The 24,990-nt window shown below is 55.9% G+C and carries 23 protein-coding genes; 10 read left to right on the forward strand and 13 right to left on the reverse strand.

Annotated elements, in window-relative coordinates:
- Positions 1–6: 6 nt before the first annotated feature.
- Together ACR0NF_RS03770 and ACR0NF_RS03775 are read right to left on the reverse strand one after the other, a co-directional pair.
- Positions 7–981, reverse strand: a complete 975-nt coding sequence (locus ACR0NF_RS03770) for an HAD family hydrolase (protein ID WP_480777793.1) — start codon at positions 979–981, stop codon at positions 7–9.
- Between the two features lie 72 nt (positions 982–1,053).
- Positions 1,054–2,622: an arylsulfatase gene (locus ACR0NF_RS03775; RefSeq protein ID WP_480777964.1), complete on the reverse strand. Its 1,569-nt coding sequence runs from the start codon at positions 2,620–2,622 to the stop codon at positions 1,054–1,056.
- A 262-nt stretch (positions 2,623–2,884) separates the two neighbouring features.
- Here ACR0NF_RS03775 and ACR0NF_RS03780 point away from each other — a divergent pair, with 262 nt between their 5' ends.
- Entirely contained in the window at positions 2,885–3,544 is a 660-nt protein-coding gene (locus tag ACR0NF_RS03780; protein ID WP_480777794.1) for a Crp/Fnr family transcriptional regulator, read from the forward strand.
- Between the two features lie 3 nt (positions 3,545–3,547).
- On the opposite strand, the gene ACR0NF_RS03785 is transcribed toward ACR0NF_RS03780, so the two are convergent.
- The 8 genes from ACR0NF_RS03785 to ACR0NF_RS03820 form a co-directional block, all read right to left on the reverse strand.
- Positions 3,548–4,777, reverse strand: coding sequence for a hypothetical protein (locus ACR0NF_RS03785; RefSeq protein WP_480777795.1), 1,230 nt, complete (start codon positions 4,775–4,777; stop codon positions 3,548–3,550).
- Positions 4,774–6,270, reverse strand: a complete 1,497-nt coding sequence (locus tag ACR0NF_RS03790; RefSeq protein WP_480777796.1) for a VWA domain-containing protein — start codon at positions 6,268–6,270, stop codon at positions 4,774–4,776. Before ACR0NF_RS03790 ends, ACR0NF_RS03785 begins: the two co-directional genes overlap by 4 nt.
- Entirely contained in the window at positions 6,270–7,256 is a 987-nt protein-coding gene (locus ACR0NF_RS03795; RefSeq protein ID WP_480777797.1) for a VWA domain-containing protein, read from the reverse strand. The genes ACR0NF_RS03790 and ACR0NF_RS03795 overlap by 1 nt, the downstream gene beginning before the upstream one ends.
- Positions 7,256–7,729 (reverse strand): DUF4381 domain-containing protein, encoded by a 474-nt coding sequence (locus ACR0NF_RS03800; protein ID WP_480777798.1) that lies wholly within the window; start codon positions 7,727–7,729, stop codon positions 7,256–7,258. The genes ACR0NF_RS03795 and ACR0NF_RS03800 overlap by 1 nt, the downstream gene beginning before the upstream one ends.
- The gene (locus tag ACR0NF_RS03805; RefSeq protein ID WP_480657613.1) at positions 7,726–8,673 is read right to left on the reverse strand and encodes a DUF58 domain-containing protein; all 948 of its coding nucleotides are present in this window, start codon (positions 8,671–8,673) and stop codon (positions 7,726–7,728) included. Before ACR0NF_RS03805 ends, ACR0NF_RS03800 begins: the two co-directional genes overlap by 4 nt.
- A 19-nt stretch (positions 8,674–8,692) precedes the next feature.
- Positions 8,693–9,670 (reverse strand): AAA family ATPase, encoded by a 978-nt coding sequence (locus ACR0NF_RS03810; RefSeq protein WP_480666885.1) that lies wholly within the window; start codon positions 9,668–9,670, stop codon positions 8,693–8,695.
- 117 nt (positions 9,671–9,787) lie between these two features.
- Positions 9,788–10,885, reverse strand: a complete 1,098-nt coding sequence (locus ACR0NF_RS03815; RefSeq protein ID WP_480777799.1) for an acetoin utilization protein AcuC — start codon at positions 10,883–10,885, stop codon at positions 9,788–9,790.
- 15 nt (positions 10,886–10,900) lie between these two features.
- Entirely contained in the window at positions 10,901–11,980 is a 1,080-nt protein-coding gene (locus ACR0NF_RS03820; protein WP_480657617.1) for an AI-2E family transporter, read from the reverse strand.
- A gap of 143 nt (positions 11,981–12,123) precedes the next feature.
- Between ACR0NF_RS03820 and ACR0NF_RS03825 the strand changes: the two genes are divergently transcribed.
- From ACR0NF_RS03825 to ACR0NF_RS03835, 3 genes are all read left to right on the forward strand, one after another.
- Positions 12,124–12,981: a YihY/virulence factor BrkB family protein gene (locus tag ACR0NF_RS03825; protein ID WP_480777800.1), complete on the forward strand. Its 858-nt coding sequence runs from the start codon at positions 12,124–12,126 to the stop codon at positions 12,979–12,981.
- Complete coding sequence (locus tag ACR0NF_RS03830; RefSeq protein ID WP_480777801.1) at positions 12,978–14,876, forward strand: cytochrome c3 family protein; 1,899 nt, start codon at positions 12,978–12,980, stop codon at positions 14,874–14,876. Before ACR0NF_RS03825 ends, ACR0NF_RS03830 begins: the two co-directional genes overlap by 4 nt.
- An 80-nt stretch (positions 14,877–14,956) precedes the next feature.
- Complete coding sequence (locus ACR0NF_RS03835; protein WP_480777802.1) at positions 14,957–15,151, forward strand: hypothetical protein; 195 nt, start codon at positions 14,957–14,959, stop codon at positions 15,149–15,151.
- Between the two features lie 3 nt (positions 15,152–15,154).
- Here the strand turns inward: ACR0NF_RS03835 and ACR0NF_RS03840 are convergent, their stop codons facing one another.
- Both ACR0NF_RS03840 and ACR0NF_RS03845 read right to left on the reverse strand, forming a co-directional pair.
- Entirely contained in the window at positions 15,155–15,871 is a 717-nt protein-coding gene (locus ACR0NF_RS03840) for an RlmE family RNA methyltransferase (RefSeq protein ID WP_480777803.1), read from the reverse strand.
- Positions 15,872–16,260: 389 nt separating this feature from the next.
- Positions 16,261–17,373, reverse strand: coding sequence for a Ppx/GppA phosphatase family protein (locus ACR0NF_RS03845; protein ID WP_480469748.1), 1,113 nt, complete (start codon positions 17,371–17,373; stop codon positions 16,261–16,263).
- A gap of 180 nt (positions 17,374–17,553) precedes the next feature.
- On the opposite strand from ACR0NF_RS03845, the gene ACR0NF_RS03850 reads away from it, so the two are divergent.
- The 6 genes from ACR0NF_RS03850 (at position 17,554) to ACR0NF_RS03875 (ending at position 23,542) form a co-directional block, all read left to right on the forward strand.
- The gene (locus ACR0NF_RS03850) at positions 17,554–19,440 is read left to right on the forward strand and encodes a PhoX family protein (RefSeq protein WP_480469749.1); all 1,887 of its coding nucleotides are present in this window, start codon (positions 17,554–17,556) and stop codon (positions 19,438–19,440) included.
- A 244-nt stretch (positions 19,441–19,684) separates the two neighbouring features.
- A complete protein-coding gene (locus tag ACR0NF_RS03855; protein ID WP_480469750.1) occupies positions 19,685–19,981 on the forward strand; it encodes a virulence factor in 297 nt (98 codons plus the stop codon).
- A 26-nt stretch (positions 19,982–20,007) separates the two neighbouring features.
- Positions 20,008–20,934 (forward strand): methylenetetrahydrofolate reductase, encoded by a 927-nt coding sequence (locus ACR0NF_RS03860; RefSeq protein WP_480469751.1) that lies wholly within the window; start codon positions 20,008–20,010, stop codon positions 20,932–20,934.
- Positions 20,935–20,943: 9 nt separating this feature from the next.
- Positions 20,944–22,002, forward strand: coding sequence for a methyltetrahydrofolate cobalamin methyltransferase (locus tag ACR0NF_RS03865; RefSeq protein WP_480469752.1), 1,059 nt, complete (start codon positions 20,944–20,946; stop codon positions 22,000–22,002).
- Positions 22,003–22,123: 121 nt separating this feature from the next.
- Positions 22,124–22,396, forward strand: coding sequence for a hypothetical protein (locus tag ACR0NF_RS03870; protein ID WP_480469753.1), 273 nt, complete (start codon positions 22,124–22,126; stop codon positions 22,394–22,396).
- Between the two features lie 132 nt (positions 22,397–22,528).
- Positions 22,529–23,542, forward strand: coding sequence for a hypothetical protein (locus tag ACR0NF_RS03875; protein WP_480484999.1), 1,014 nt, complete (start codon positions 22,529–22,531; stop codon positions 23,540–23,542).
- A 570-nt stretch (positions 23,543–24,112) separates the two neighbouring features.
- On the opposite strand, the gene ACR0NF_RS03880 is transcribed toward ACR0NF_RS03875, so the two are convergent.
- Positions 24,113–24,970 carry a class I SAM-dependent methyltransferase gene (locus ACR0NF_RS03880; protein ID WP_480469755.1) on the reverse strand — a complete coding sequence of 286 codons (858 nt, stop codon included), beginning with the start codon at positions 24,968–24,970 and terminating at the stop codon, positions 24,113–24,115.
- Between the last annotated feature and the right edge of the window lie 20 nt (positions 24,971–24,990).

The following is a 24,990-nucleotide window of genomic DNA, read 5'->3' on the forward strand; positions in this document are numbered from 1 at the left end:
GATTGTTCAGTTTGTCCCAGTGTAGACGCGCGACCAGTCCTTGGCCATATCAACTATGACCCAGCCCATATCCGGCCCCTTATCCAGCCCGTCGACCAGCCGCCCGATCGGGCTTTCACGATCATAGGCCCATTCCCGATCAGGGTCGGTATGATGGATCAAAACGCCCAGGCGCGGCCCGTCGCCGGCGGTTGTCCATTCCAGCATGGCGAAATCCCCGTCCGAGTTGCCCCCGGCCAGAACGGGACGTTTGCCGATGGTCCGTTCGATGTTGATTGGCTTGCCTTCCTTGTCGTCGATAAAGGCAATTCCAGGGGCCTTGATGATCATCGGAGCATCCCCCGACGTGTCATAGACAGTCTCTCCGTAGGTGCCCAGGACCTGATCCGGGGGGATACCATAGGCCTCTTCTGCAAAGACGCGCATGAAATGCAGCCCACCGCCCGAGACGATATAGGTTGTGAACCCTTCATCGCGCAGATAGCGCAGCAGTTCGACCATCGGTTGATAGGTCATTTGGTTGTAAGGTAGATCGGTGTCGCGATGACGCGCGGTGTTCAGCCACGTGGCGACGGTGGCCTGAAACTCTTCGACGCTTTCGCCGGAATGGGTGGCGTTGATCACCTCAATCAAAGCGTCATGTCCGCCTTCAAAAACGGTCTCGAGATCACCTTCGGCAGCTGCTTTCAGGATAGGGGTCGAGAGAATGCCGGGATCTTGTTTAGCCAGTTCAGCCAGCCGATCCATCGCGAAGATGAACTGAAAATATACCGGCTGTTCTGCCCAAAGCGTGCCGTCATTGTCGAAGACGGCAATCCGATCTGCCGGGGTCACATAGTCCGGCCCTTCCGAATCAGTAACCGCATTAACAAATTCGACGATTGCCTCTTTCGCACCCGTCGAATTCCAACTGGGTAAAGGGTCCGCAAGCAGAGGCAGTGGCGTGAAGGCCAATAAGGCGCCTAGAACAACGTGTCGCATGAGAATCTCATCGGTTTACAATGCTAAAAGGCCGCCCTTTACAGGGCGACCAATGATGCAGAACTGCCGAACCTAGTTGTTGGTCGGCGTTGTCAGCTTCTCCATGACCTGATCCAGGTTGAAGCTGGCAGCTTTCTGGCGGGGAGGGAACTCCTCAAACGTGCCTAGGAAAGCGCCAACATATTGTTGGGCCGGCACGAGGAAATAGGCCCGGTCCAGCAGCCAGTCATAGTAGGTGTTAGAGGTCCGATAGGCCCGTTCATACGGGTCGCGTCGCAGATTGACGATCAGAGGGATGCGCAGCTCGGTCCATGGTTCGATCCAGGCGCGCAGGGTTGCCCATGCTTTCTGCTCAAGGAAGATCAGTTTCCAATCTTCGAAGCGCAGCGCCGTGAGGTCGCCATCATCCGAGAAATAGAAGATCTCTTTGCGCGGGCTCTCAGTGCTTTCACCGGTCAGCAGAGGCAGCATGTTATAGCCATCCAGATGCACCTTGTACTCGCGCCCCATGCCGGAGGAGCTGTAACCGGCCTTCAGCTTTTCCTTGATGTCGGGATCACCGGCAACCGCAAGGTAGGTGGGCAGCCAGTCCATGTGATGGACGATTTCATTGGTCACAGACCCGGCTTCAATCTGACCCGGCCAGCGCACCATGGATGGAACGCGCCATCCACCTTCCCAGTTGGTGTTCTTCTCACCCCAGAACGGCGTCGCTGCCGCATCGGGCCAGGTGTTCATGTGCGGTCCGTTATCTGTGGAATAATGGACGATCGTGTTGTCGGCGATGCCAAGCTCGTCCAGCAGATCCAGCAATTGCCCGACATGCATGTCGTGTTCGATCATGCCCGCAGTGTATTCATCCGCAACGCGGCCCGAGATTTCATTGGCCTGTGCGCGCATCTCGTCTTTGACATGGGTGCGGAAATGCATTCGCGTGCCGTTCCACCAGACATAGAAGGGCTGGCCTTGCTCATGTGCCCGCTGGATGAAATCGATCGCCGCGGCTACGGTTTCGTCATCCACGGTTTCCATGCGCTTGCGGGTCAAGGGGCCCGTGTCTTCGATGGTGCCATCGGACTTGGATTTGATGACGCCGCGCGGACCATACGCCTCGCGGAAGGTACGACCATCGGACAGTACCCGGTCCCCCGGATAGTCCTCGTTTTCTGGCTCTTCTTCAGCGTTCAGGTGGTAGAGGTTGCCAAAAAATTCATCAAATCCATGGTTTGTCGGAAGATGTTCATCCTTGTCGCCAAGGTGGTTTTTGCCAAACTGACCAGTGACATATCCGTGGTCTTTCAACAAACCCGCGATTGTCGGGTCTTCGACCTGCATACCAAGATCAGCACCGGGAAGACCAACCTTGGATAGACCGGTCCGGAACACGGACTGTCCCATGATATAGGACGACCGACCGGCGGTGCAGGATTGTTCACCATAGTAATCGGTGAAGATCATGCCTTCATTGGCCACGCGGTCGATGTTGGGCGTCTGATACCCCATCAGACCCATGGTATAGGCCGAGATGTTCGACTGACCGATATCATCGCCCCATATCACCAGAATATTGGGCTTCTGATCCTGCGCCCAGGCGGGCAGGGCGAGCGCGACGGAAAAGGTCGCAACTGCGAACTTGCGCATCGTGTTGCGCCAGCTATCTGCAATCATTTGTGGAGGTGACATAGGGTGCTCCTGACTAAGCGAGCTTTAATGGCCCGACCAATTGAGTTTTAGAGGCAGCGACTAGTCTGAACTTTGAAGCCGTGCGCAAGCTGTTGATTACCGACAGAAAAAATATGTAATGGTCCGGGAATCGAACGGAACTAGCTTACGCGATGAAACGTGTCGAAAACCTATCATATGATCATTTTGAAAGATGCTAATGTTTGATAATGATGACGATATGAGAACTCTGACCCAAACCGACTGGTTTGGCACGCGTGATGCAAAGTTCCAGAACGACCTTTTGACCTGTGCAGTTGCCAGAACCTTCGACCCTGGCGAAACCCTCTATCACCATGGCGACCCGGCAAATGGTATCCACGCGGTACTTGATGGATCTGTACAGATCACGGCACCAGCCGATGATGGGCAGGAATTCGCGCTTCATCGGGATGGCATAGGCTTCTGGATTGGGGACCTTGCACTTTTTGCCGAGGCGCAACGACTGGTCAGCGTCGTGAGCACTCAGAAGACTCGTACGCTGTTCTTTCCCAGCTCTCGTATAGAGCGGCTGGTTCAAGAAAATCCTGAATATGTCCGCGATTTCTATGCGTTGACGCGGGAAAACATGAAAACAGCCCTGCGTATCATGGCGAACTTGGCGGTCACAGGTTCGGAAAAACGTCTGGTTCTGCGTCTGCTGCATCTGGACGAGGGCACGTCGAAATCCAATGGCTGGATCATTGTGTCTCAGGACGAGCTTGCGGCGATGGTTGCAGTGTCACAACCGACATTGCGTCGCAGCCTTCACCGCTTGGCGGATTTGGGCTTGGTTGAGTTGGGATATGGTCGACTACGTTTGATTGACAGGCGCAAATTGATCGCGAACTGTCAAAGTTGACTCCTAGGGATTGAGCGGTGGCAACGCTCCGCGCTCGGGTCGTGCGGTACGGTCTAAGTCTTTCAGGCATTGCATTGCCGAAGCCCAATCTTCAGAGGGTTTCTGGTTCCCGCCGGAATACCGCGCGGCTCCAATCGTAGTCAGGCTGCGTTCGAGCGGTAATGCGTGATCGGGTCGATCGCTGCGCTTTTTCCAAAGCTCCAAAGCCCCATAAGCAGCGGCTAAATCCTGCGCCTGCAACGCAGATTTCAAGGCGTCAGTGGCGTATTTTCCCGAGGCAAGATATCTAAACTGCCGCGCATCGTTCCAGACCCGATAGCGTGGGCGAATAAATCGTACCGCAAGCCATGAAGCCGAAACAATAAACGCGATCCAAAGTGCTGCTCTAACAAGGGTTTCCGTGTCGGGAGGCTGCCACTTTGGCGGCGCCAGAATCAGCTCGGTTGCAGGGATCGAGGTCGTTTCGACTTTGTTGGTCTGCAAATTGAACCAGTTGATTGACACAGCGGGTAATTGCGTCTCGCCACCCTCCTGCGCGATATATACTGTCTCTTCGACGCGTGTTCCGGACAGCACTCCACGATCTTCTGCTTCTGTAAAGCGAGGCTCCTTGGGATATGCGCTCAGCAAGGAGGCGGGATCAGGCGGCGTCAATTTGGGGATCAACAGTGGTGTGGTGCCTGTGATCCGCGCGATCAGTTCGCGTGTGATGGCATCACCGGCCTGCATATCGGTCGGGCCGTCCACCTGCTGTTCAAGCAAGAACCCGGTTGCGATGATCAACGGATCAAGTCCTCGGGCACCTTCAGGCACCTCGGCGTTGAGCTGCACAGGCGGGAGTGCCAACGAAACCTGAACAGGGTCGTTGGTCTGAGGATCGGCATAAGTCACGACAATCTCTTGCGAGTTAAACGAAACCGGTCCTGCCGCCAAAGGATATAAGCGATAGCTGCGCTGAACGCCGGACCAGGTCGCTCCATTCACCGTCTCGCTGATCGGTCCCGAAGCGCGCTCAGGCAGTCGAACCAAAAGGTTTTGTTGTTCCAATGAAGGAAACACCGGAGGTTGCGGCATGTAGGTCGGCACCAAAACCCTGATCCGGACGATCGTCGGTTGACCTACAATGACAGGCTCGTCAGGGACTTCGATTGTGACCTGAGGCGCAGTCGCTTCGCTGCCCTGAGCGAACACGGGACGAGCGAAAAGAAGAATGAAGAAGATAACGTATCTCATTCCTTTTGCTCCTGATTTTCCAGAAGAAACCGGTTGCGCAAGAAATCCTGCATATCGGTATCAATCGTACTGATCCACTGATCTGCTGAAAGCGTCTGTGGCCCGTCCTTGGGCGCCTGAATCGTAGTTTCGCTACCGCGCGCCGCGTCATTGTCGAACACTGTGTCATCCGCACCGATGCCAGCTTCCTCGCCTGTATCGGACTGTTCGCGGGTCGTTTCGACAAAATCCAGGATAGCTTTGGACAGCTCGAGATTGTGCTGCGCTTCGGGCCAACCCGGACGCCGATCCAGAGCGGTCTCGAAGGCCAGAATGGCTGGGCGATATTCTCGGTTTCGTATTCGGGCCATGCCTTCGGCAAACGCCGCTTCCGGAGTGTCCAGCCCGGCAAAAATGGTGGACGCTTGCGGATACTGCCCGTCCCTTAGATAGGCATAACCTTTGTGATAGGGGTCCTCAAACAATTCCGCGGCATCGCCAAAGCGCTTTTGGTTCATCGCAATCTGTCCTTGCTGGTCGGGAGTGAGGAACCAATCTCGCCACCCATCGGCGCGCGCTCCGGAGGGTGGCAGAACGAATATCGCCAGCAAAGCCCAACGGATCACCCAGCCTTTTCTGAACCATAGCAACGACAACAAGGCGGCGGGCCACGCCAGGATCCAGCCGTTATCCTGCCAGTCCAGGCGGTCATCTTCATCCAGCGCGGCTGTGTAGGCTGATTGAATCTGGCGTTGCAGTCGATCAATGTCTCGATTGTCGTCGGAGAACGGAACGACCGATGCGCCCTGGATGTTATCCAGCTGCGAAATACGTCCGCTATCTGGCAACATTGTTAGAAAGAAAATATCGGTAGTTGAGGTATTTATCTCGGACACTTGAGACGGATCGAGGTCGTCCAATACGAACAGTACAGCCCCCGGGGTCTCGCTGTCGTCCAGTATGGATTGAGCCAACACGAGGGCGTCAGTTGCGGCGTCACCTTCGACTGGCATGACCGCTGGCGTTAGACCCTCAAGCAGAGGGCGAAGGATGTTGGCATCATCGGTCAAGGGGGCCACACGGTGCGGCGTTCCTGCATATGCTATCAGGGCGGTGCGCGCGCCAGAACGTTCGTTGATCAGATCGGCGATTTTGAACTTTGCGCGGTCCAACCGCGAGGGCGCAAGGTCGGCACTCTCCATACTGTCCGTGACTTTGAGGGCGATTACCAATGGGGCGGTATCCGCGATCAGCGGATTGGATGCACGCGACCAGGTAGGACCTGAGGCCGCGAGGGCGACAAGTGTCGCGATGATCATCGCGACATCAATTGGCTGAACGTGGCGGATCTCGTCCTTACCCACCTGCAAAGCAGCGGCCAGATGTGGGGCGATCCCCGCAGGCGGCCTGGCCTCAGTCGCGGGTTTAGGCCTGATCAACCACCACAAAGCGGCGATCGGGATGAGAAGCAGAAGGTAATAGCCTCTTATAAAATGGAAATCAGACAGCTCCATTATTGAATGACCCCCTTAAGTCGCTGGGAGAAATGGAACCCGGTTGCGCTGATAAGAATGACAATCAATGCAAATGCCAACGGAATATGGGTGAGGCTTCGTGTGGGACGATAGCTTTGAGTTTCCACTATTCTGGGGTTGAGCTGATCAATGCGTTCGTAGGTCTTTGCGAGAGCTGAGGTATCATCGGCAAAGAAGTATTCACCTCCGGTGCGATCGGCGATGTCCTTCAGCGCTTGTAGATCCACGCGGTCTTCTCCCGAGGCGTTGGGATCTCCGACGCCAATCGTATAGACGACCACATTTTTTTCAGCGGCGATTGTCGAAGCATTTATCGGTGTCATTCGGCTTGACGTATCGGCTCCGTCGCTGAGGACGATCATGAGACGTTGGTCGACCTCACTGGAATCAAACGTTCTGATCCCGAGCCCGATCGCATCGCCCAAGGCGGTATTCGGACCTGCCATTCCAACTTGAGTTTGATCCAGGAACCCATTCAAACTATTCAGGTCTTCCGTGAAAGGTGCTTGAATGAAGGCGCGTGTGCCAAAGATAATCAGGGCCATTCTATCGCCATCTCGTTCGGAAATAAATTTTCTCAAGACGTCTTTGACAGCCTCCAGCCTTTGCATCGGGGCGCCAGATTCGGTTTCGAAATCGCGCTGATCCATTGAGCCCGAAATGTCTAATGCAAGAACGACGTCACGCGCTGACTTTTCTATCACTATGGGATCGCCCAATCGTTCCGGACGGGCCAGCGACAGCACCAATAGAATCCAGATCAACACTACACTCGCCATTTGAAGCTGGGACCGACCTGGGATCAATGAACCTGATTTCGGCTCAACACCCGCCGCCTTCGCAACACGGCGAAAGAATGGAATGCGTATGGAAGCAGCTTTTTCGCGCTGGGGTGGAGCAAGAAAGTAAACCAGCAACGGCAACGGAAATAACAGAAAAACCCACGGAGCAGCGAACGAAAACATCACGTTCTCCGATACGATTTGTGGGATTTGACCCAGTGCCGTGCAAGCTGCGTGATGGCAGGGTTTGGTGGGGTGTCTTGATATGGAGCTTTTGCAAGCAGCTGCCCCGTTTCGTCGTTAAACGATTTACTATCAATTGTTTGAGATAGAAACTTCAGCCAATCTTCACCATAAATTCCCGCGACTTGTTCGCGCGGATACGCGGCCAGTGCAGTGCGGCGAAGGATCTCGGCAACCTTTGCGGCAGAGAGATCGGACGACGCAAGCTCTGCCAGCGCGTACCGCCTGTAGGCATTCATGCGCCTGTGCCTAAGGATCATGACTGTGCCGAAAGCAGCAATACTCAGCAGTACGGCGACGATTGCAACCCACCCCCATGTCTGGGGCATCATCGAAATAACCGTAGGCTCCGGCGCTGGTGCGAGCATGTCCAACAGATCAACCAAAGATTTTCCCGTTGTATCGACACTCATTTCAGACCCCCACGATGTCCAAACAAGCGCAGCAACTGATCCAACGCGGGTTCCGCCGTTGTCAAAGAAATGACCGGAAAACCATATCGTCGGGACCAGATGTGCAGTTGCGCCAACCGATCCTCCATGGATTTTCGGATTTTTGCTGATAATTCAGGATCGGAACTGTCGATTTCGATCTGCTCGTCACCGTCGGAAACCGTCATTTTCAAGTTCGGTGCGAGGACCTGAGCCGTTGGATCCGCAATATTGAACACGATCAGATCGTTTGAGAGCGCCATGCGGCGCAACAAAGGTTCAGACCCCGCATCCAGCCCATCACAGTCCGAAAACAGGCAGATCAATCCACTGGTCTGGGTGATGCGCGCAGCTTCTGAAAGAATATCGTTCAGAGACACGGTTGGCTGTAGATTAAAGCCTGCTTGCAAGCGTGAATTGGCAGCTCCGATGGAGGATAAAAACCGGGTAAGGGCTGCTGCGCGGCGCTGTGGTCTGTGTTCGGCAACGTCTGTGTCGCCAAATACGAGGCCTCCGACACGATCGCCTTGGCCAAGAATCCGATGCGCCGCAATCGCAGCAGCTTCGGCAGCGATGACGGATTTCATGTAGACTTTTGTTCCGAAGAACATCGAAATGCGCTGATCGACCAGCAGAAGAGCAGGGCGATCACGCTCTTCGGTATAGACCCTGACATGGGGCTTTCCCGTGCGCGCAGTGACCTTCCAATCGATGGTTCGGATGTCGTCACCCGGCAGGTAGCCGCGCAGTTCTTCAAAATTCAGGCCGCGGCCGCGTAAGCGCGAGGCGTGACGACCATTCAGGATCGATCGCGCGGGTTGGCGAGGTAGCAGGCTGAGTGCCCGCGATTTGAGCCCCAGCTGCAAAAGATGGTCAGCATCGACATGGATGCGTGGGTCGTTCGGATATGGCGCAGTCTGGGTCATGCTCCGATTTCCGTGGTGACTAGGGCAATGCAACCAAGCGCAACAGTTCTGCGATCACATCATCCGCGGATTTTCCCGATCCTTGGGCTTCGAAACTAAGGGTCACGCGATGGCGAAATACATCATGCGCAATGGCGCGGATGTCCGCAGGATCGACATAATCGCGACCGTTCATCCAGGCATGCGCGCGCCCGCATTTGTCTAGCGCCAGCGATGCACGCGGACTCGCTCCAATCTCAATCCAACTCGCAAGTTCCGGGCTTAAAGCTTCGGGCGTGCGCGTCGCCTGTACGAGGTCGGCCATATAGCGATCCATCGCGTCTGAGACGTGGATTTGCCCAATCTCGGAACGGGCGGCAAAAACAACATCCTGCGGAATGGCTGCGGGGGTTTCAGCGGACCCACCTTTGGCAGCAGCGATTTCTTCACTCCGGACAAGGCGGATCACTTCCACTTCGTCCTCAACCGGGGGATATGTGATCTGCACATGCATCAGAAACCGGTCCATCTGAGCCTCAGGTAAAGGGTAGGTGCCTTCCTGCTCGATGGGGTTCTGCGTCGCAATCACAATGAACAGGGGTTCCATCTTGTGGGTGGTGCCGGAAACGGTGACCTGCCGCTCCTCCATCGCTTCCAGCAGGGCGGCCTGCACTTTGGCGGGTGCTCGGTTGATCTCATCCGCAAGAACGATGTTGGCGAAGATGGGTCCGGGTTCGAATTTGAACTCACCCCCTGTATCGGTTTGCTGGAAAATCTCGGTTCCGGTCACATCCGAGGGCAACAGGTCCGGCGTGAATTGAATGCGGCTAAAACTTGCATCCATGTTCTTCGCCATTGCCTTGACCGCGCGCGTCTTGGCCAGGCCAGGCAGGCCTTCGATCAAAAGGTTGCCATTTGCCAGAAGACCGATCAGCAGGCGATCAATGACCTCGGTCTGACCGATGATCGATTGGCCCATAAGGGATCTGAGATCCATGATCTGGTTGAGTGCGCTCATAAAGAATATCCCGTAACCGCCCGATATGCAGGCTTTGCAACCAGATGTCTGCGAAAGCCGAGACTCGGGATTTTCAAGTGATGTTAAATTGTTATCAGGACGACGGCGTTCGGGCCACTAGGAATTCCGGTTTATGAGTTTTTGAATATCAATCGTAATCTGCTCGCGGATAGGTCCCGGGCTACAAGGATCACGCAGCGTGGTTGACCAATGCTTTGGCCTTTTCTGCCTGAGTTTTCGGTTCCAATACAGGCCATCCAAGATCGTTTGCTGATCTTCGCCCAAGTTTGATGGAATGTCACACCCGTTCAGGGTGGCCCAAACCCCGCTCCACAAACGTGCCACGGACCATGGGTTATACCCGCCACCGCCGAGGACCAGAAATCGGGACGTCAGGGCCTGAAGGCCGGCGACGGCACGCCAATGTGAATTGTTTGACAAAGCCAGCCGGGACAAGGGGTCTTCGACCACCGCATCAGCGCCGCATTGCAAGACAATGGCCTGCGGGTGGAATGCCTGAGTTACCGGAAGGATCATCTCGTCCAGTATGGCCTGAAACTCATCGTCGTTCAGTCCGCGATCAACGGGCAGGTTCCAGGCGGCACCGCCCGCGTCATCTTCCAGCTGTCCCGTGAAGGGCCATCTGCGGGCCTCATGCACTGAGATCATCCGCACCTTGGTCGAGCCGTGAAAGGCAGCCTCGACTCCATCGCAGTGATGCGCATCTATGTCTACATAGACGATTCGCTCCAGCCCCAGATCAAGTAGCCTGAGGATTGCGAGAACGGGATCGTTCAAATAGCAAAATCCGTTGGCCCGGTCGGCCATCCCATGATGGGTACCCCCGGCCGGGTTGAAGACGATCCCTCCGTCGCGGATCAGTTCTGCGCCCAACATGGACCCACCGGCGGCGGTTGCCGGGCGTCGATACATCTCGGCAAAGACCGGGTTGGACAATGTTCCCAGCCCATATTTGCGTTTAACATCGTCAGTGACCGACTGGGTCTTTTCCGCCCGTTGCAGCGCCGAAATATAGTCTGGCGCATGAAACCTGTGCAGCGCCTTTGGTTTGGCGCATGGGCTTACCCTGTAGTTTTTTGCATCGAGCCACCCCAGGGACTGGCACAGATCGATCACAGTGGATACGCGCGGGATCGCCAGAGGATGCTTCGCGCCATAAGTCGAGTTCCGATAGATCTCGGACCCTATGAACATAGGGTGGCGCATTGGTTATTTGGTGGCTCGTGCATCGCCGTCTTCACCTAGCCTGCCGTCCAGCGACATCAAGATCGCGACGGGACGTAAGGCAGGGATGTGGCTGAAGATGATCAGGATGCAGACCGTCAGCGGCACGCTCAGAAACGCGCCAATCAGGCCCCAGACCGTTGTCCAGAAGGTCAGCGCCAGGATCACAAGGAAGGTCGACATGTTCAGCGAACGGCCCAGCATGGCAGGGTCCAGAAAGTTGCCAATCACGAACTGGATGGTCCCGCAGCCCAGTACGATCACGAGGAAGGGCCCGATAGTCTCGAACTGAACCAACGCGATCATGGCCGGGAAGATCACAGCGATGATCGAACCGATTGACGGAATGAAATTCAGGGCGAAGGTTAGGACGGCCCAGGTCTCGGCGTATTCCAGCCCCAGAAGCTTGAAGATGGAATAGCTGATGGTGGCTGTGATCAGGCTGATCAGGGTTTTCACTCCAACATAGCGCTGCAGGCTGAACGAGATCGCATCCAGCACCGCAGCCAGATCCGCCCCAAGCTGCGGGCTACCTGCTGCAAGCCGGATTTTCTTGCGAAAGGCCAGACGCTCGGCCATCAGAAAGGCCACATAGAGGCTGATCAGAAAGAACTGGTTGAGCAGGGATGTTGCGCTGCCCAACAACACGCGCGCCACGTAGGACATGTCGATACTGACCAGATTGTCCCGGATAAAGCTGGTCACATCATTGCCCACGAGCCCGGTGATCCTGTTCACGGCGCCGTCAAATTGACTTTCATAGGTATTGATTGAGCGGGCGAATTGTGTGGCCTGACTGCCGAGGATGTACATGATCATGAACAAACCCGCTAAAACCACCGTCACACCAGCGATATTTGCCAGCCAGATCGGCGCGCGGGTCAGGGCGATGACCCGATCGCTCAGCGCAATGATCAGGACGTTCACCAGCAGAGCCATGGTCAGCGGCACCAGAAAGTTGGCCCCCGCATAAAGGCCCAGCACGACCAGAGTGGCGACAATCGCAATGTCGCGCAGTACGCCCAGTTGAAGACGGGGCCGAGCCTGGTTGTCATCGGGGTTCATTGGATAACCTTGCTGTGCGTTGAGGCCGATCCTGCACGGGCTTGCCGGTTTATGCAATCCGCGCAGGTGCTTACGTGCGAAAATTCACAAAACCACACAGATTGGCAGTTCAGAGTGGTCGGAAGGCAGGTTAGGGTCAGAAAATGTCACGTATTGCGATTCCATCCTCCGGCCAGTTTGTGCGAGGCCTCTGGCTTGCGGTGCGGCGGTTCAATGACAAGAACGGCTTTGTCATGAGCAGCCATGTCGCCATGTCATTGATGATGGCGCTGTTTCCGTTCGTTCTGTTTACTGTGGCGTTGGCCGGGGCGTTATCGCAGGGCTATGTGACGGATGAACTGATCGAACTGATCTTTGGCGCGTGGCCCAAGGATGTCGCCGACCCGATCATTGCAGAACTGCGCGCGGTGTTGGCCGGGGCCGGCTCGGGCGTAATCACTCTGGGCGGTCTGTTGGCGATCTATTTTGCCTCGAACGGCGTCGCAGCTGTGCGCAAGGCGATGACGCAGGCCTATCACGATAAGGACAGCTGGCCGTTCTGGAAAACGCGGCTGTTGTGTTTTGCTTTGGTCATCATCGGCGGCGCAGCAATCCTCGCCATCGCGGCGGTCGAGGTGGTTTTACCGGTCTACACGCGTCTGGTGTCCGAGACGACGGCGGTGGATGTCGATAACTGGCTTTCGGTCGACCGCTTGCGCTGGACCTTCACTGTCGCCGTGCCGGTGGGGACGGTCCTTTTGGCGCATTTGGTTTTGCCGACACGACGCCACAGTCTGGCACAGATTCTGCCGGGGGTGGTGCTGACGCTGGCGCTTTGGGCTGCGGGCGGTTGGGGATTTTCTGTCTATATCGCTCAGTTCGCATCTTACAGCGCGACTTATGCCGGGCTGGCGGGTGCGATGGCCGCGCTGATTTTTCTTTATCTCTGCTCGGCCATGCTCATCCTTGGCGCGGAGTATAATGGTGCGCTGATCGATCTGAAACAGGCAGAAGACGGATGAGAGTTGTCCCGACGGTGGTCGCGCTGTTGGCGACGGCTCAGATCGGTTGGGCGCAGGATTATGTCGGGTCCGAAGCTTGCACGGATTGCCATCAGGAGGAGGCCACGGCGTGGCGAGGCTCGCACCACGCCCTTGCGTGGACCGATGTGTCGGATGGCAAGGTTCTGGCAGATTTTGCGGGCACCGGTTTTGAACATGACGGGATGACGGTCACGTTTGGCGATCAGGACGGAACACTCAGCGCGCAGGTGACCGAAAAGGATGGCATCATCACGGATTATCCCGTCCATTCGGTCGTCGGCATCGAACCTTTGCAGCAATACCTGTTCGAAACAGAACCGGGCAGGCTGCAGAGTTTTGATGTTGTCTGGGATACGGAAAAGGGCCGTTGGTTCCATCTCTACCCCGATCAGAACTTGCCGCCGGATGATGGTTTGCACTGGACGGGGCCATATAAGAACTGGAACGCGCGCTGTGCTGAATGTCACGCGACCGGGTATGTGAAGAACTATGATGCTGTCACCAGAACCTACGCCTCGAAACAGGCAGAGATTGGTGTCGGGTGTGAGGCGTGCCATGGGCCGGGGTCTGCGCATCTGGAATGGGTCTCAGGCAAAGAACTGAACGATGGGCTGACCGAGTTTGGGTTCTCGATGAGCTGGAGCAGTGGGCAGACCGAGGCTGAGATTCAACAATGCGCGGGTTGCCATTCCCGGCGCGAGGCCCTGGAAGACGGCAATCCCTTGCCTGGAACCGCATATCACGACGCTTACAATCTCGCCGTTTTGCGCCCGAGCCAATATCATCCGGACGGGCAGATACTGGATGAGGTCTATGTTTATGGCTCATTCCTGCAATCCCGCATGTATGCGCGCGGCGTGGGCTGCATGAATTGCCATGACGCCCACCGGGCCGACCTGAAAGCCGAGGGCAATGGTGTCTGCACGCAGTGTCATTCGCCCGCGGGCAATCCAGAATTTCCAACGCTGCGACAGGCCGAGTACGACACTCCGGACCACCACCATCATGCCGAGGGGTCGGAGGGGGCCCAGTGCAAAAGCTGCCACATGATCGAGCGCGTCTATATGGGCGTCGATGGCCGCCGTGACCACAGTTTTCGTATCCCGAGACCTGATTTGGGGCTTGGCGTCGATGCCTGTACCGATTGTCACGCGGATCAGGATCAACCCTGGGCCGCGCGAGAGATCGAAGGCTGGTTTCCCGAGGCCACACACAGGACATCGCATTACGGAACATCGTTTGCGGATGCCGCCGATGGCCAACTGGATAATCCTGATGCATTGACGACGATTGCTCTGGATACGCAGCAGGCAGGCATCGTGCGAGCCTCGGCTCTTTACTTGCTGCAACCCTTTGCTTCGCCTGATTTAGCCGAGGCATTGATGCCGACCCTGACCGACCCTGACCCTTTGGTGCGCGCCAACTCGGTAGCTCTGCAACGACAAGCTCCATTGGCTGAGCGTATCTCGCGGCTGGAACCCCTTTTGTCGGACCCCTTGCGCAACGTGCGCATCGCCACTGCGAAAGAGTTCCTGCCGATCCCGCCTCAAGCCCTAACTCCTCAGCAGAACGCCAATGCACAGCAGGGTATGGCAGACTGGCAGCGCAGCATGTCCAATCGTTTGGACTTTCCCGAAACCCATCTGGTTCTGGGCGGCCTCGCACTGACATTACGCAACGCACCGGCGGCAGAGCGGGCTTTCCGCGAAGTTGTTTTATTGGATCCCCAGCGCGCCGAAGCTTGGCCGATGCTGGTCCAGCTCGCGCATATCAACCGCGGCCGACAGGCTGCTTTGGATGTTCTGGATGAGGGCCTTGAAGTGCTTCCCGACGATCCAAACCTGCGCCAATTAGCGAGCGAACTGGCGCAATGATCGGCATCGAACAGACCGATTTCCGCCACGATGCGGGCTCATTGTCTCACTAAACTCACCCTTGAAACTAAAGGTGAGCTATGTCGGATCGTTCAGCAACACGTCCGCCGCAATTGACTGGTACGCGGAACACAACTCTGGATCAGAGGATCGAGGAACTGCGCGCGCGCAAGCCCGTGGATATCAACCATGGTGAGGCGTTGTTGCTGCAAGGCATCGCTGCGGCTTCTCTGCGCGAACAGCGTCTGGCACAGGGCAGGATCGATCTCGACTGACGTTCAGCCCCGGAAACCTGTAGCAACCACAAATTTCTCGGAGCTGTCCGATCGGGATGCAGGCGGTTTGACGTTGGCGACCTTGGTGAATTTCTGCTTCAGTAGCTTCTGCAGATCCCCCTCGGCCCCACCGGCCAGGACTTTGGCAACAAAAGTGCCACCTTCTTCCAGCACGTCAAATGCGAAATAGGCAGCGGTTTCACACAGCGCCATGATCCGCAAATGGTCGGTCTGCTTATGACCCGACGAGGCTGCGGCCATGTCCGACATCACCACATCCGCTTTGCCGCCCAGCCAGTCTTTCACTTTCCGATCGGCGTCATCTTCCATGAAATCCAGCACATGGGCGGTTGCGCCTGCGACTGGTTCGACTTCTTGCAGATCGACCCCAAGAACGGTGCCAATACGCTTTCCGCTTTTCTCACCCAGTGCGTTGACCCGCTTGACCGCGATCTGCAGCCAGCCGCCGGGGGCGCAGCCCAGATCGACCACGCGAGCGCCCGGCACCAGAAACCGGAATTTGTCGTCCAGTTCCAATATCTTGAAGGCCGCGCGTCCGCGATACCCTTCGACCTGCGCGCGTTTTACATATGGATCGTTCAACTGCCGTTCGAGCCAGCGGGTCGAACTCAGCTTGCGCCCGCGCGCGGTTTTGACCTTAACCTTCAGGTCACGTTGCCCGCGACCCGAGATGTTCTTTCCACTCGGTGTCTTCGCCATGTGATTGATCTCCTGAAAGCTGACCGTCCATACCGCCTTGCTGGATGAGTGGCAAGGCGACGCTAATCCCTCACTAGCAGGTCTGGCCATGGTGAAGAAATGCCAAACGCCAACCAACCCGCACCATTCATTATCTGCGCAGTACAAGATGGCCGATCCCGTGTTGATGGCTCGAAGCTGCGTATCAGATCCCGGGCCTCCGAAGCCTGAGAGTTTGGTACGGCAATATGGATGCCGCCAATCGCCCAAGACCAGTGCGGAGCCACGCTAACCAAGTTGAAACCCGGGCTGAAAACGTCAAAACCCGCAGCTTCGAGTGAGCAGATTGCAGTTGCAGCGGTGCTGGTACGGTAGGCGATGGCAACTACTGTAAAGGCGTCTGTGAGCAATCAGAACGGCCCGTCTTCCAATACACCGTCCGCGCTCATCTGTGCGTAAAGAAGGCCTTCGCGCAAGCCGCGGTCTGCCACCGAAAGGCGATCGGTGGGCCAGCATCTGAGCAGTGCCTGCAAGATGGCCGAGCCGGACATGATCAGAGCCTGCCGATCATCGCCAATCCGGGGATCCCTGCGCCGTCCCTGAGGTCCGAGTTCCAGATAGCCGCGGATCACTTTGTCGATCTGATCGCTGGTCATGCGCAGCCCATCGACCTTGGTTCGGTCATAACGCTTCAGACCCAGGTGAGAGGCCGCGACGGTCGTGACCGTGCCGCTGGTGCCGACGATCTGGAAGCCTTCGCGGGCTTGCTCGTCCTTGTAAGGCGCAAAGTCGGCCAGATTCTCTTCGAAGAACCAACTCATCAGAGCGAAGCGCGCTGCATCGTCTTCGACGTCATTGAACTGATCCCGCAAGGTGGCAACACCCAGCGGGACGCTGATCCAGTCGACGACCTTGGCAGCAGGGAATGGGCTGTCGGCGGTGTGGAAGCCATTGTGCAACCGCATGATCGCCGCCGGACGGTCGCGTCGCGGAACGGATGAGATGTCGATCCACACCAGCTCGGTCGAGCCGCCGCCGATATCCACCACCAGCAACTGTTCGGTCTTGGTCGAAACAAGTGGAGCGCAGGAAATCACGGCCAGACGCGCTTCTTCCTCGGGCTGGATGATTTCGAGAGTCAGGCCGGTTTCACGCCGCACTTGCCGGATGAAATCGCGCGAGTTCTTGGCTCGGCGGCAAGCCTCGGTTGCGATCAGGCGCATGCGCTTGACCTTGTTGCGTTTCAGCTTTTGCTGGCAGATCCGAAGGGCCTGAACGGTACGCGACATAGACGCCCGCGACAGTCGTCCGGTACGTTCCAGACCGGCGCCCAACTGCACCGATTTGGAGAAGCTGTCTACCACATGGAACCCGCTGCCCTTGGGCTGGGCTATCAACATGCGGCAGCTATTTGTTCCCAGATCCAGTGCCGCGTAGAGTGCATCCGGATCGGGTCTTGCCGGCGCGGGGCTTTCGACCGCCTTCGGGAACGCGCCCGCACCTTTGGGACGCTTGGGCGCCATTCGTCACGCCCTCCGATTTTCGAGTTAGTTTGACCCTAGGCGGCGTATCGCCGACGCGCAAGTGATTTCAGTTTTGAAATTACCTGGACTGTCACACTGCGTTCATACTGAAATGCGAATTCCGTGCTGATCCCTTGATCGGGATTCCTTACAAGCTCTCAGCCAGATACGGAGACTGCCATGAAAGATGAGCGCATCCTGACATTCGATGAATTTGACGAAGTTGTGAATCCACGTCCGGAAGAATGCGAATTTGACCGCGTGGTCGAACGTGCGTTGTCGCGTCGCGGCTTTCTGGGCGGCGTTCTGGCAGTGGGTAGCTTCACGGCTGTTGGCGGCTCGCTTATTCCATCGGGTGCGCGCGCTGCGACGGACCGGTTCTCGTTCGAAGCGATCCCTGTTTCCACCGCAGACGACGTGATTGTACCTGCGGGCTACAAGGCCGAAGTCATGGTGCGCTGGGGTGATCCACTGTGGTCCGACGCGCCCGAATTCGATCACGCCACGCGTGGCACTGCCGCCAGTCAGGAACGCGCCTTTGGTGACAACACCGATGGGCAGGACGTTTTCTTCCATGACGGTCATGTTCTGCTGGTTGTGAACAACGAATACACCAACCGCGATATCCTTTGGGGCAACAATCCGGATGCCAAGGCGGCCTCGGATGACGATGTTGCGAAGGGCATGATGGCGCACGGTGTCACCGTGGTTGAGATTGCAAATGCCGACGGCACCTGGAGTATCGTTAAGGACAGCCCATATAACCGTCGCATCACACCGCAGACCGATATGGCCATTACCGGTCCGGCGGCAGGTCACGATCTGATGAAAACTGCTGCTGATCCGTCGGGCACCACTTCCAAAGGTACCTGGAACAACTGCGGCAACGGCATGACACCGTGGGGCACCTATCTGGCCTGTGAAGAGAACTTCAACGGCTACTTCTCGGCAGAAGACGAAAATCATGAGGTCAGCGCCGAACTGAAGCGCTATGGCGTTTCGACGAAAGACTGGGGCTATGGCTGGGCCAAGATCGACGACCGGTTCGACGTCTCGAAAAACCCCAACGAACCGAACCGCGCCGGTTACGTGGTTGAAATCGATCCGACCGATCCAAACTCGACCCCGCGCAAACTGACCGCCTTGGGTCGTTTCAAGCATGAGAATGCTGAAACCATCGTCAACAATGATGGCCGCGTTGTTGTCTATATGGGCGATGATGAACGGGGTGAGTTCCTGTATCGTTTCGTTTCGGATGGCGTTTATGCCGCTGGGGTTGATACCAACGCTCTGCTGGAAAACGGAACTCTGTCAGTTGCCAGGTTCAATGACGATGGTACGGGTGAGTGGCTGGAGCTGACACCTGAGACAACCGGTCTTGCTTCACTTGCCGAAGTCAGCATCCACACGCGTCAGGCGGCATCGACCGTTGGGGCCACTACCATGGATCGGCCCGAGTGGGTTGCGGCCAACCCGAACGCACCCGAGGTCTACTGCTGTTTGACCAACAACAAGAACCGTGGCGTGAAGCCGAATGCTGGCGGTGACGACACCTCGGCTAATGGCCCGAACCCGCGTGACGCCAATCATTATGGCCAGATCGTGCGTTGGCGCCCGGACGGCGGTGACCACACAGCGCCGGGCTTTGGCTGGGACCTGTACGTGCTGGCAGGAAACCCAACCGTGCATCAGGACGCTTATGCGGGTTCGGATAACGTCAATGCCGATAACATGTTCAACTCGCCCGATGGCCTGAAATTCGACAGCAATGGCCTGCTGTGGATCCAGACCGATGGCAACTATGGCAACGAAGGGGACTTCGTAGGGCAGGGTAACAACCAGATGTTGGCCGGTGATCCGGTCACCGGGGAAATCCGTCGCTTCCTAGTTGGCCCGAACGAATGTGAGGTCACCGGCCTAAGCTGGTCGCCGGATCGCCGTACCATGTTTGTGGGCATTCAGCACCCGGGCGAGGATGGCAACAGCCATTGGCCCGAAGGTGGTGACGCGGTGCCGCGTTCGGCCATTATTGCGATTACCCGCGAAGATGGCGGTTTGGTCGGTTAAACCGATTTCCACCCTTGAAACGCCCCGGATGGCTTATGCCGTCCGGGGTTTTTTCTTTTTATGAAGGGCATTCACAGAGATATTGAGAAATTTGCTATGCGTGTTTGCCCAGGAATTGGCTAAAAGCCCGGAAGACTGGCGTAACGAAAAGGTCGTTTGAAAAGCGTCGGGTGTCGAAAATCGACCGACCCGAGCTCACATTGAAGTTTAGAACCGCTCCATCGGGTTAGAAGGAATCACAGCAATGCCTGACGTCACCATCGTATACTGGCGCGACATTCCCGCTCAGGTCATCGTCGGCAAAGGCCGCCGTGGTGCCAAGCGGCAACTGGAAGAACGGTTCGAGCAAGCCATCGACCGGGCAGCCATGAAGGTGAACGCAAAGGACAGTGATGCCTACCTGGCAGAATGGCGCAAGGCCGAGCCTTTTGCGGTTGAGGGCGACCCGTCCGAGATTGCCGAGGCCGAAGCTGTGCGCCTTGAAGCTGAATACGATCAGGACCGCATCAAAGCGCTGATCGCGAACGACGGTTGGGCATGAGCCCCAAATCTTTATGGGAGGCCGCGATGGCTTTGCTGAACTTCAAGAAACGTGATGCGGCCGCGAAGGCCCCGGTGAACCCGACTGTCGAAGCCTTCCTGCAAGGCTATTCGATCGAGGTGATGCCGCGTACCGCAGAAAAGGTCGAGGATTTCCGCGCGTTGTTGCCGGAAGGTACCCGTGTCTACATTGCCCATATCGAGGGCACACCGATCGAAGACATGGTGAAAACCGCCAAACGTATCGCCGACGAAGGCTATCCCGTGATGCCGCACTTCCCGGCGCGGATCATCAAAGACGCTGCGACGCTGGAGAACTGGATTTCCATGTATCAGGGCGAAGCCGGGGTTGAGCAGGCGCTGCTGCTGGCGGGTGGGGTTGCAAACCCGCACGGTGATTTCGACAGCTCGATGCAATTGCTGGAAACCGGTCTTTTTGACAAGGCGGGCTTCAAGCATCTGCATGTCGCTGGTCATCCGGAAGGCAACAAAGACATCGACCCCGACGGTTCGACAAAGAACGTCGACGATGCGCTGCGCTGGAAACAGAAGTTCTCGGAAACCACCGACGCCGAAATGGCGCTGGCGACACAGTTTGCCTTTGATGCCAAACCGATCATCGCTTGGGCGGATAGTCTGAAAGAAGCGGGCATCGACCTGCCGATTCACATCGGCATCGCTGGCCCCGCCAAGCTTCAGACCCTGATCAAGTTCGCCATCGCCTGCGGCGTCGGCCCGTCGCTCAAGGTTCTGCAGAAGCGTGCCATGGATGTCTCGAAGCTGCTGCTGCCTTATGAGCCGACAGACGTGCTGACCGAACTGGCGAACCACAAAGCTGCGAACCCCGACTTCAACATCACCAAAGTGCACTTCTTCCCGCTGGGTGGTATCAAGACCAACGCCAACTGGGCGATTGAAAACGGCGGCGCTTCGGCAAAGCCTGTAAACTCCTAAGGACCGGACATGACCCGTACAGTCGTTGAATCAAAAACAAAAACTGCCGTTCTGGGCTTTGACGAACCGTTCTGCGTGATCGGTGAACGGATCAACCCGACTGGCCGCAAGAAACTGGCGGCCGAGCTGGAAGCAGGCGACTTCTCGACAGTCGAGAAAGACGCCATCGCTCAGGTTGCTGCAGGCGCTACCGTTCTGGATATCAATGCGGGTGTTGTTTACAACTCGAACCCCAACCCAAACGAGACCGAGCCGCCCCTGATGACCAAAATCGTCGAGCTGGTGCAGGGGCTGGTTGAAGTGCCTCTGTGCATCGACTCATCGGTTCCCGGTGCGCTTGAGGCAGGTCTGGAAGCTGCCGAGGGTCGCCCGCTGTTGAACTCGGTCACGGGTGAGGAAGAGCGTCTGGAACTGGTTCTGCCGCTGGTCAAGAAATACAATGTGCCGGTTGTGGCGATCTCGAACGACGACACCGGTATTTCGGAAGACCCCGATGTGCGGTTCGACGTGGCCAAGAAGATCGTTGAGCGTGCCGCCGATTTCGGCATCCCTGCGCACGACATCGTGGTTGACCCGCTGGTCATGCCAATTGGCGCGATGGCAACCGCTGGCAATCAGGTATTTGCTCTGGTCCGCCGTCTGCGCGAAGAGTTGGGCGTAAACACCACTTGCGGCGCATCGAACATCTCGTTCGGTCTGCCAAACCGGCACGGCATCAACAACGCGTTCCTGCCGATGGCGATGGGTGCAGGCATGACCTCGGCGATCATGAACCCGGTCGCTCTGCCGGTTGGTCCCAAGAAACTGGCCGAGAAAAAGGCCGAGGTCGAAGCCAAGGGCATCGTTCTACCTGCGGATATGGATGATGAAACGTTCTGCCAGCTGTTCGGCCTTGGCTCGACCAAGCCGCGCGCGGGCAAAGAAATGGAAGCCATCCGCGCCGCGAACCTGCTGACCAACAATGACCCGCATGGCGGTGAGTGGATCAGGTTCAACAAAGCGCCTGACGAAGCAGGTGCCGCCGCTGGTGGTGGCCGCCGCGGAGGTGGTCGTCGTCGTCGCGCGTGATCCTGAATAACTAAAATCGAAAGGCCGGGCCCAGCGCCCGGCCTTTTTCGTTTTGACACGGATTAAGATTTTACTCTGTCGAAGCCACGAAAACACTAGTCGTTAGGTGAGGGTCACATAAGTGCAACGCCAGTTCTCTTGGAGTTCATTGATCCTTGATCGAATTTCGATTCAATCATTTAAATTCAAAGAGATTGGTTGGAACTCGTTGACAATCAACGACCCCGGGCAGTTATTGGTGGCACTAGGGTTTCAAATGGTGTTGCCGATATGGTTTCATGAGATTTCACGTGACCAAGATAGTCTGATGGATAGCCCCTCAAAACGCGCATCTGGTGTTGTACCAAGCGGAGCAAGTTTGCATGAAGAGATCAAGGAACATCAAACTGATTAATTTGTTCCTGATAAACGAATTACGCGGAGTAATAATTTATTTAGAGTAATTATAATTAACGGTTTGCTAATTGGACTTGTTTTGATTGCGGCAGAACTTCTGTTTGGAACTTGGTTCTCTGAGAAGCATGCTATGATGAAGTTCACCCAGGTTAGAAACTTCAAAAATGTACAAGATAATCCAGTTCACGTCGGTAAATCCACGATCACGTGTACCCGTGACTCATTTGGATTTCGTGGATTGGAGGGGGACGTATCAGAAATTGATATTTTGACGGTTGTCGGTTCCACGACCGATCAGAGATGGATTGACGATTCAGAGACCTATCAAGCCACTCTGCGCGAGTTGTTTGCTGATGATGGCAAGGATGTTTCGATCGCCAATGCAGGTATTGATGGTCAGTCAACCTTCGGGCATATGGCCAACTTCACTTCCTGGTTTAATAAAATACCAGGTCTCAGTGCACGCTACGTGCTATTTTATGTTGGAATAAACGATCTTCTCAAGTCTGAGCCTGAATCTTCGTATGATGTGGTTGCGCTGGAAGATAGCACCTATAACGATCTGAAGGCATTTATCAAAGACAAGTCGATATTCTATCAATTGTATAGAATATCGAGAACTGCTCTTTCTGAAGAACATGCACTTAACGAACTAAACAGGACGAATATCGCTGATCACGAACCTCTTGTAACAGAGCCGCTGATTTCTGCCCCTTTGTCTGATATTTTCAGTACTTCACTGGATAGCTACGCCGAGCGCATCTCTGAATTAGACCGAATGACCCGTGAATTCGGTGCAGAGCCGATTTTTGTCACGCAGAGAAGTGCCCGATGGGACCGTCGCGATGGAAAAATTTTCGGCATCGCCAAATACGAGCCAGATTTCTTCGAATTGGTTCGTCAGCAACTACCGGAAGAATTTCAAACATTGAACGGTGTCGATTTCTATAGGATTGAACGTGCTTTGGCGGAAGCACAAATGGAAGAGTGTGAGAAACTGGGTGCCATTTGCCTCGATCTTTTGACAGAAATTGAGTTTAACCTAGCGATGGATTTCTATGATCCAATCCACACTACCGCGCTCGGTTCACGGGCAATAGGTGAGTACCTTTATTCTAAGCTTCAAAATCTTGATTTGGATTGATTGTAGGTCATTTGTTGGTTTGAACAGAAGCTGGTGGGCGTAGGTTCAGAACTAGTGATTTGAGAAGGATTCTTGTTGCGTGGTTTGCAAACCAAGCGGCGAACATCTTTGTTTGTTTCCGTTTGGATTCGACTTGTTAGTGTTGAGAATACTTATCAACAGATCGCTTCTATGCGTGTAAATATGCAAACCAATTGACCGATATATGCTGATGTTGGGCGGCGAAATATCCGGATAAGATCTAAGTCCAATGTCTTGCCGCTCGTCGTCGAGTTGATTGCGATAGGACCACGGTGCACCAGCCCGCGCTTCAATTAGATACTGTCATCTTCCACCTGGATGATAAGTTCGGAACTTACATATGATTTCTCTTGTGTGGAAAGGTGGTTGATGCTTCGCGAAATATTTTTTGCCCTACGCATATGATACTTGAACTAAAGTTGTGATCGTTTGCGAAAATCTGCTGCCAACTGACACAGACGACGTTTGCCAAAAATGCAGCATTCATTTCGACTTACAAAAACTTTCTATTACAACACGGTATGCGCTACGCGGCCCATTTTCCGTCCATCACTGGGCCACACGCGCCTGTAGCAGGTTTATCACAGCAGGGATCTTCACGCCTTCGGACGTTTGGTATGCTTTGAATTCTTCGGCAACGGCATCGACGATAGCGTCGACATCCGTTTGCATGCCCTCGAAATGAGCGACAACCCGCGCCGCCGGGCCAACGCGGGTGCACAACAAGGCTGCGTCCGCCACGGTCTTTGGGCCAGAGAGCATCAAGGGGATCGCCTCGACCCTTATATCCGTCAATCCGGCAGAGGACATAAGACCTGCGACTCTGTCGCGGTCGTGAAAGGCCAACGGCCCCGGCGCGTTTCGGTCTACCTTAGGAGGTTGGCCCAATCGTTTGACAGCAGCGACATGCGGTATTTTGAACCACGGGTTTTCAGACAGACCGCCCCAGGCCGCGAATGTCATTTGTCCGCCGGGCTTCAGCGCGCGTGCCATATTTGCAAAGGCCGCAACCGGGTCTGAGAAGAACATGACTCCAAAGCGCGAGATCATGGCGTCGCAGTTGTTTGTCCCCAGATCAGCGACCTGTGCATCGGCATATTGAAACGCCAGATTGGAAAGTTGGGCACGGGCCGCGCGGTTGCGCGCCCGTTCCAGAAACTGTTCCGAAATATCGACACCCAGCACATGGCCGTCGGAACCAACCTGCTGTGCGGCCCGCAGTGCGCTAGCTCCGGTGCCGCAGCCGATGTCGATGACGCGCATTCCATCGGACAATGCGGCGCGGTCAAGGACCAGATCCAGAACGGGAGTGAAGAGGTGATCCAGTTGATCTTCGAAAGTCAGCCAGCGCGTGCCCATTTCGGACTTGCCCCAGAACTCTTCCTGATCTCCGTTGATCGTCAGCATGTTGCCCTCCGCCGTTTGGG

Source organism: Ruegeria sp. CF4 (genome assembly GCF_056537345.1).

Coding starts and splice junctions, on each gene's coding strand:
- ACR0NF_RS03770 (WP_480777793.1), bottom strand. CDS start 981: ATGCGACACGTTGTTCTAGGCGCCTTATTGGCCTTCACGCCACTGCCT.
- ACR0NF_RS03775 (WP_480777964.1), bottom strand. CDS start 2,622: ATGCGCAAGTTCGCAGTTGCGACCTTTTCCGTCGCGCTCGCCCTGCCC.
- ACR0NF_RS03780 (WP_480777794.1), top strand. CDS start 2,885: ATGAGAACTCTGACCCAAACCGACTGGTTTGGCACGCGTGATGCAAAG.
- ACR0NF_RS03785 (WP_480777795.1), bottom strand. CDS start 4,777: ATGAGATACGTTATCTTCTTCATTCTTCTTTTCGCTCGTCCCGTGTTC.
- ACR0NF_RS03790 (WP_480777796.1), bottom strand. CDS start 6,270: ATGGAGCTGTCTGATTTCCATTTTATAAGAGGCTATTACCTTCTGCTT.
- ACR0NF_RS03795 (WP_480777797.1), bottom strand. CDS start 7,256: ATGTTTTCGTTCGCTGCTCCGTGGGTTTTTCTGTTATTTCCGTTGCCG.
- ACR0NF_RS03800 (WP_480777798.1), bottom strand. CDS start 7,729: ATGAGTGTCGATACAACGGGAAAATCTTTGGTTGATCTGTTGGACATG.
- ACR0NF_RS03805 (WP_480657613.1), bottom strand. CDS start 8,673: ATGACCCAGACTGCGCCATATCCGAACGACCCACGCATCCATGTCGAT.
- ACR0NF_RS03810 (WP_480666885.1), bottom strand. CDS start 9,670: ATGAGCGCACTCAACCAGATCATGGATCTCAGATCCCTTATGGGCCAA.
- ACR0NF_RS03815 (WP_480777799.1), bottom strand. CDS start 10,885: ATGTTCATAGGGTCCGAGATCTATCGGAACTCGACTTATGGCGCGAAG.
- ACR0NF_RS03820 (WP_480657617.1), bottom strand. CDS start 11,980: ATGAACCCCGATGACAACCAGGCTCGGCCCCGTCTTCAACTGGGCGTA.
- ACR0NF_RS03825 (WP_480777800.1), top strand. CDS start 12,124: ATGTCACGTATTGCGATTCCATCCTCCGGCCAGTTTGTGCGAGGCCTC.
- ACR0NF_RS03830 (WP_480777801.1), top strand. CDS start 12,978: ATGAGAGTTGTCCCGACGGTGGTCGCGCTGTTGGCGACGGCTCAGATC.
- ACR0NF_RS03835 (WP_480777802.1), top strand. CDS start 14,957: ATGTCGGATCGTTCAGCAACACGTCCGCCGCAATTGACTGGTACGCGG.
- ACR0NF_RS03840 (WP_480777803.1), bottom strand. CDS start 15,871: ATGGCGAAGACACCGAGTGGAAAGAACATCTCGGGTCGCGGGCAACGT.
- ACR0NF_RS03845 (WP_480469748.1), bottom strand. CDS start 17,373: ATGGCGCCCAAGCGTCCCAAAGGTGCGGGCGCGTTCCCGAAGGCGGTC.
- ACR0NF_RS03850 (WP_480469749.1), top strand. CDS start 17,554: ATGAAAGATGAGCGCATCCTGACATTCGATGAATTTGACGAAGTTGTG.
- ACR0NF_RS03855 (WP_480469750.1), top strand. CDS start 19,685: ATGCCTGACGTCACCATCGTATACTGGCGCGACATTCCCGCTCAGGTC.
- ACR0NF_RS03860 (WP_480469751.1), top strand. CDS start 20,008: ATGGCTTTGCTGAACTTCAAGAAACGTGATGCGGCCGCGAAGGCCCCG.
- ACR0NF_RS03865 (WP_480469752.1), top strand. CDS start 20,944: ATGACCCGTACAGTCGTTGAATCAAAAACAAAAACTGCCGTTCTGGGC.
- ACR0NF_RS03875 (WP_480484999.1), top strand. CDS start 22,529: ATGATGAAGTTCACCCAGGTTAGAAACTTCAAAAATGTACAAGATAAT.
- ACR0NF_RS03880 (WP_480469755.1), bottom strand. CDS start 24,970: ATGCTGACGATCAACGGAGATCAGGAAGAGTTCTGGGGCAAGTCCGAA.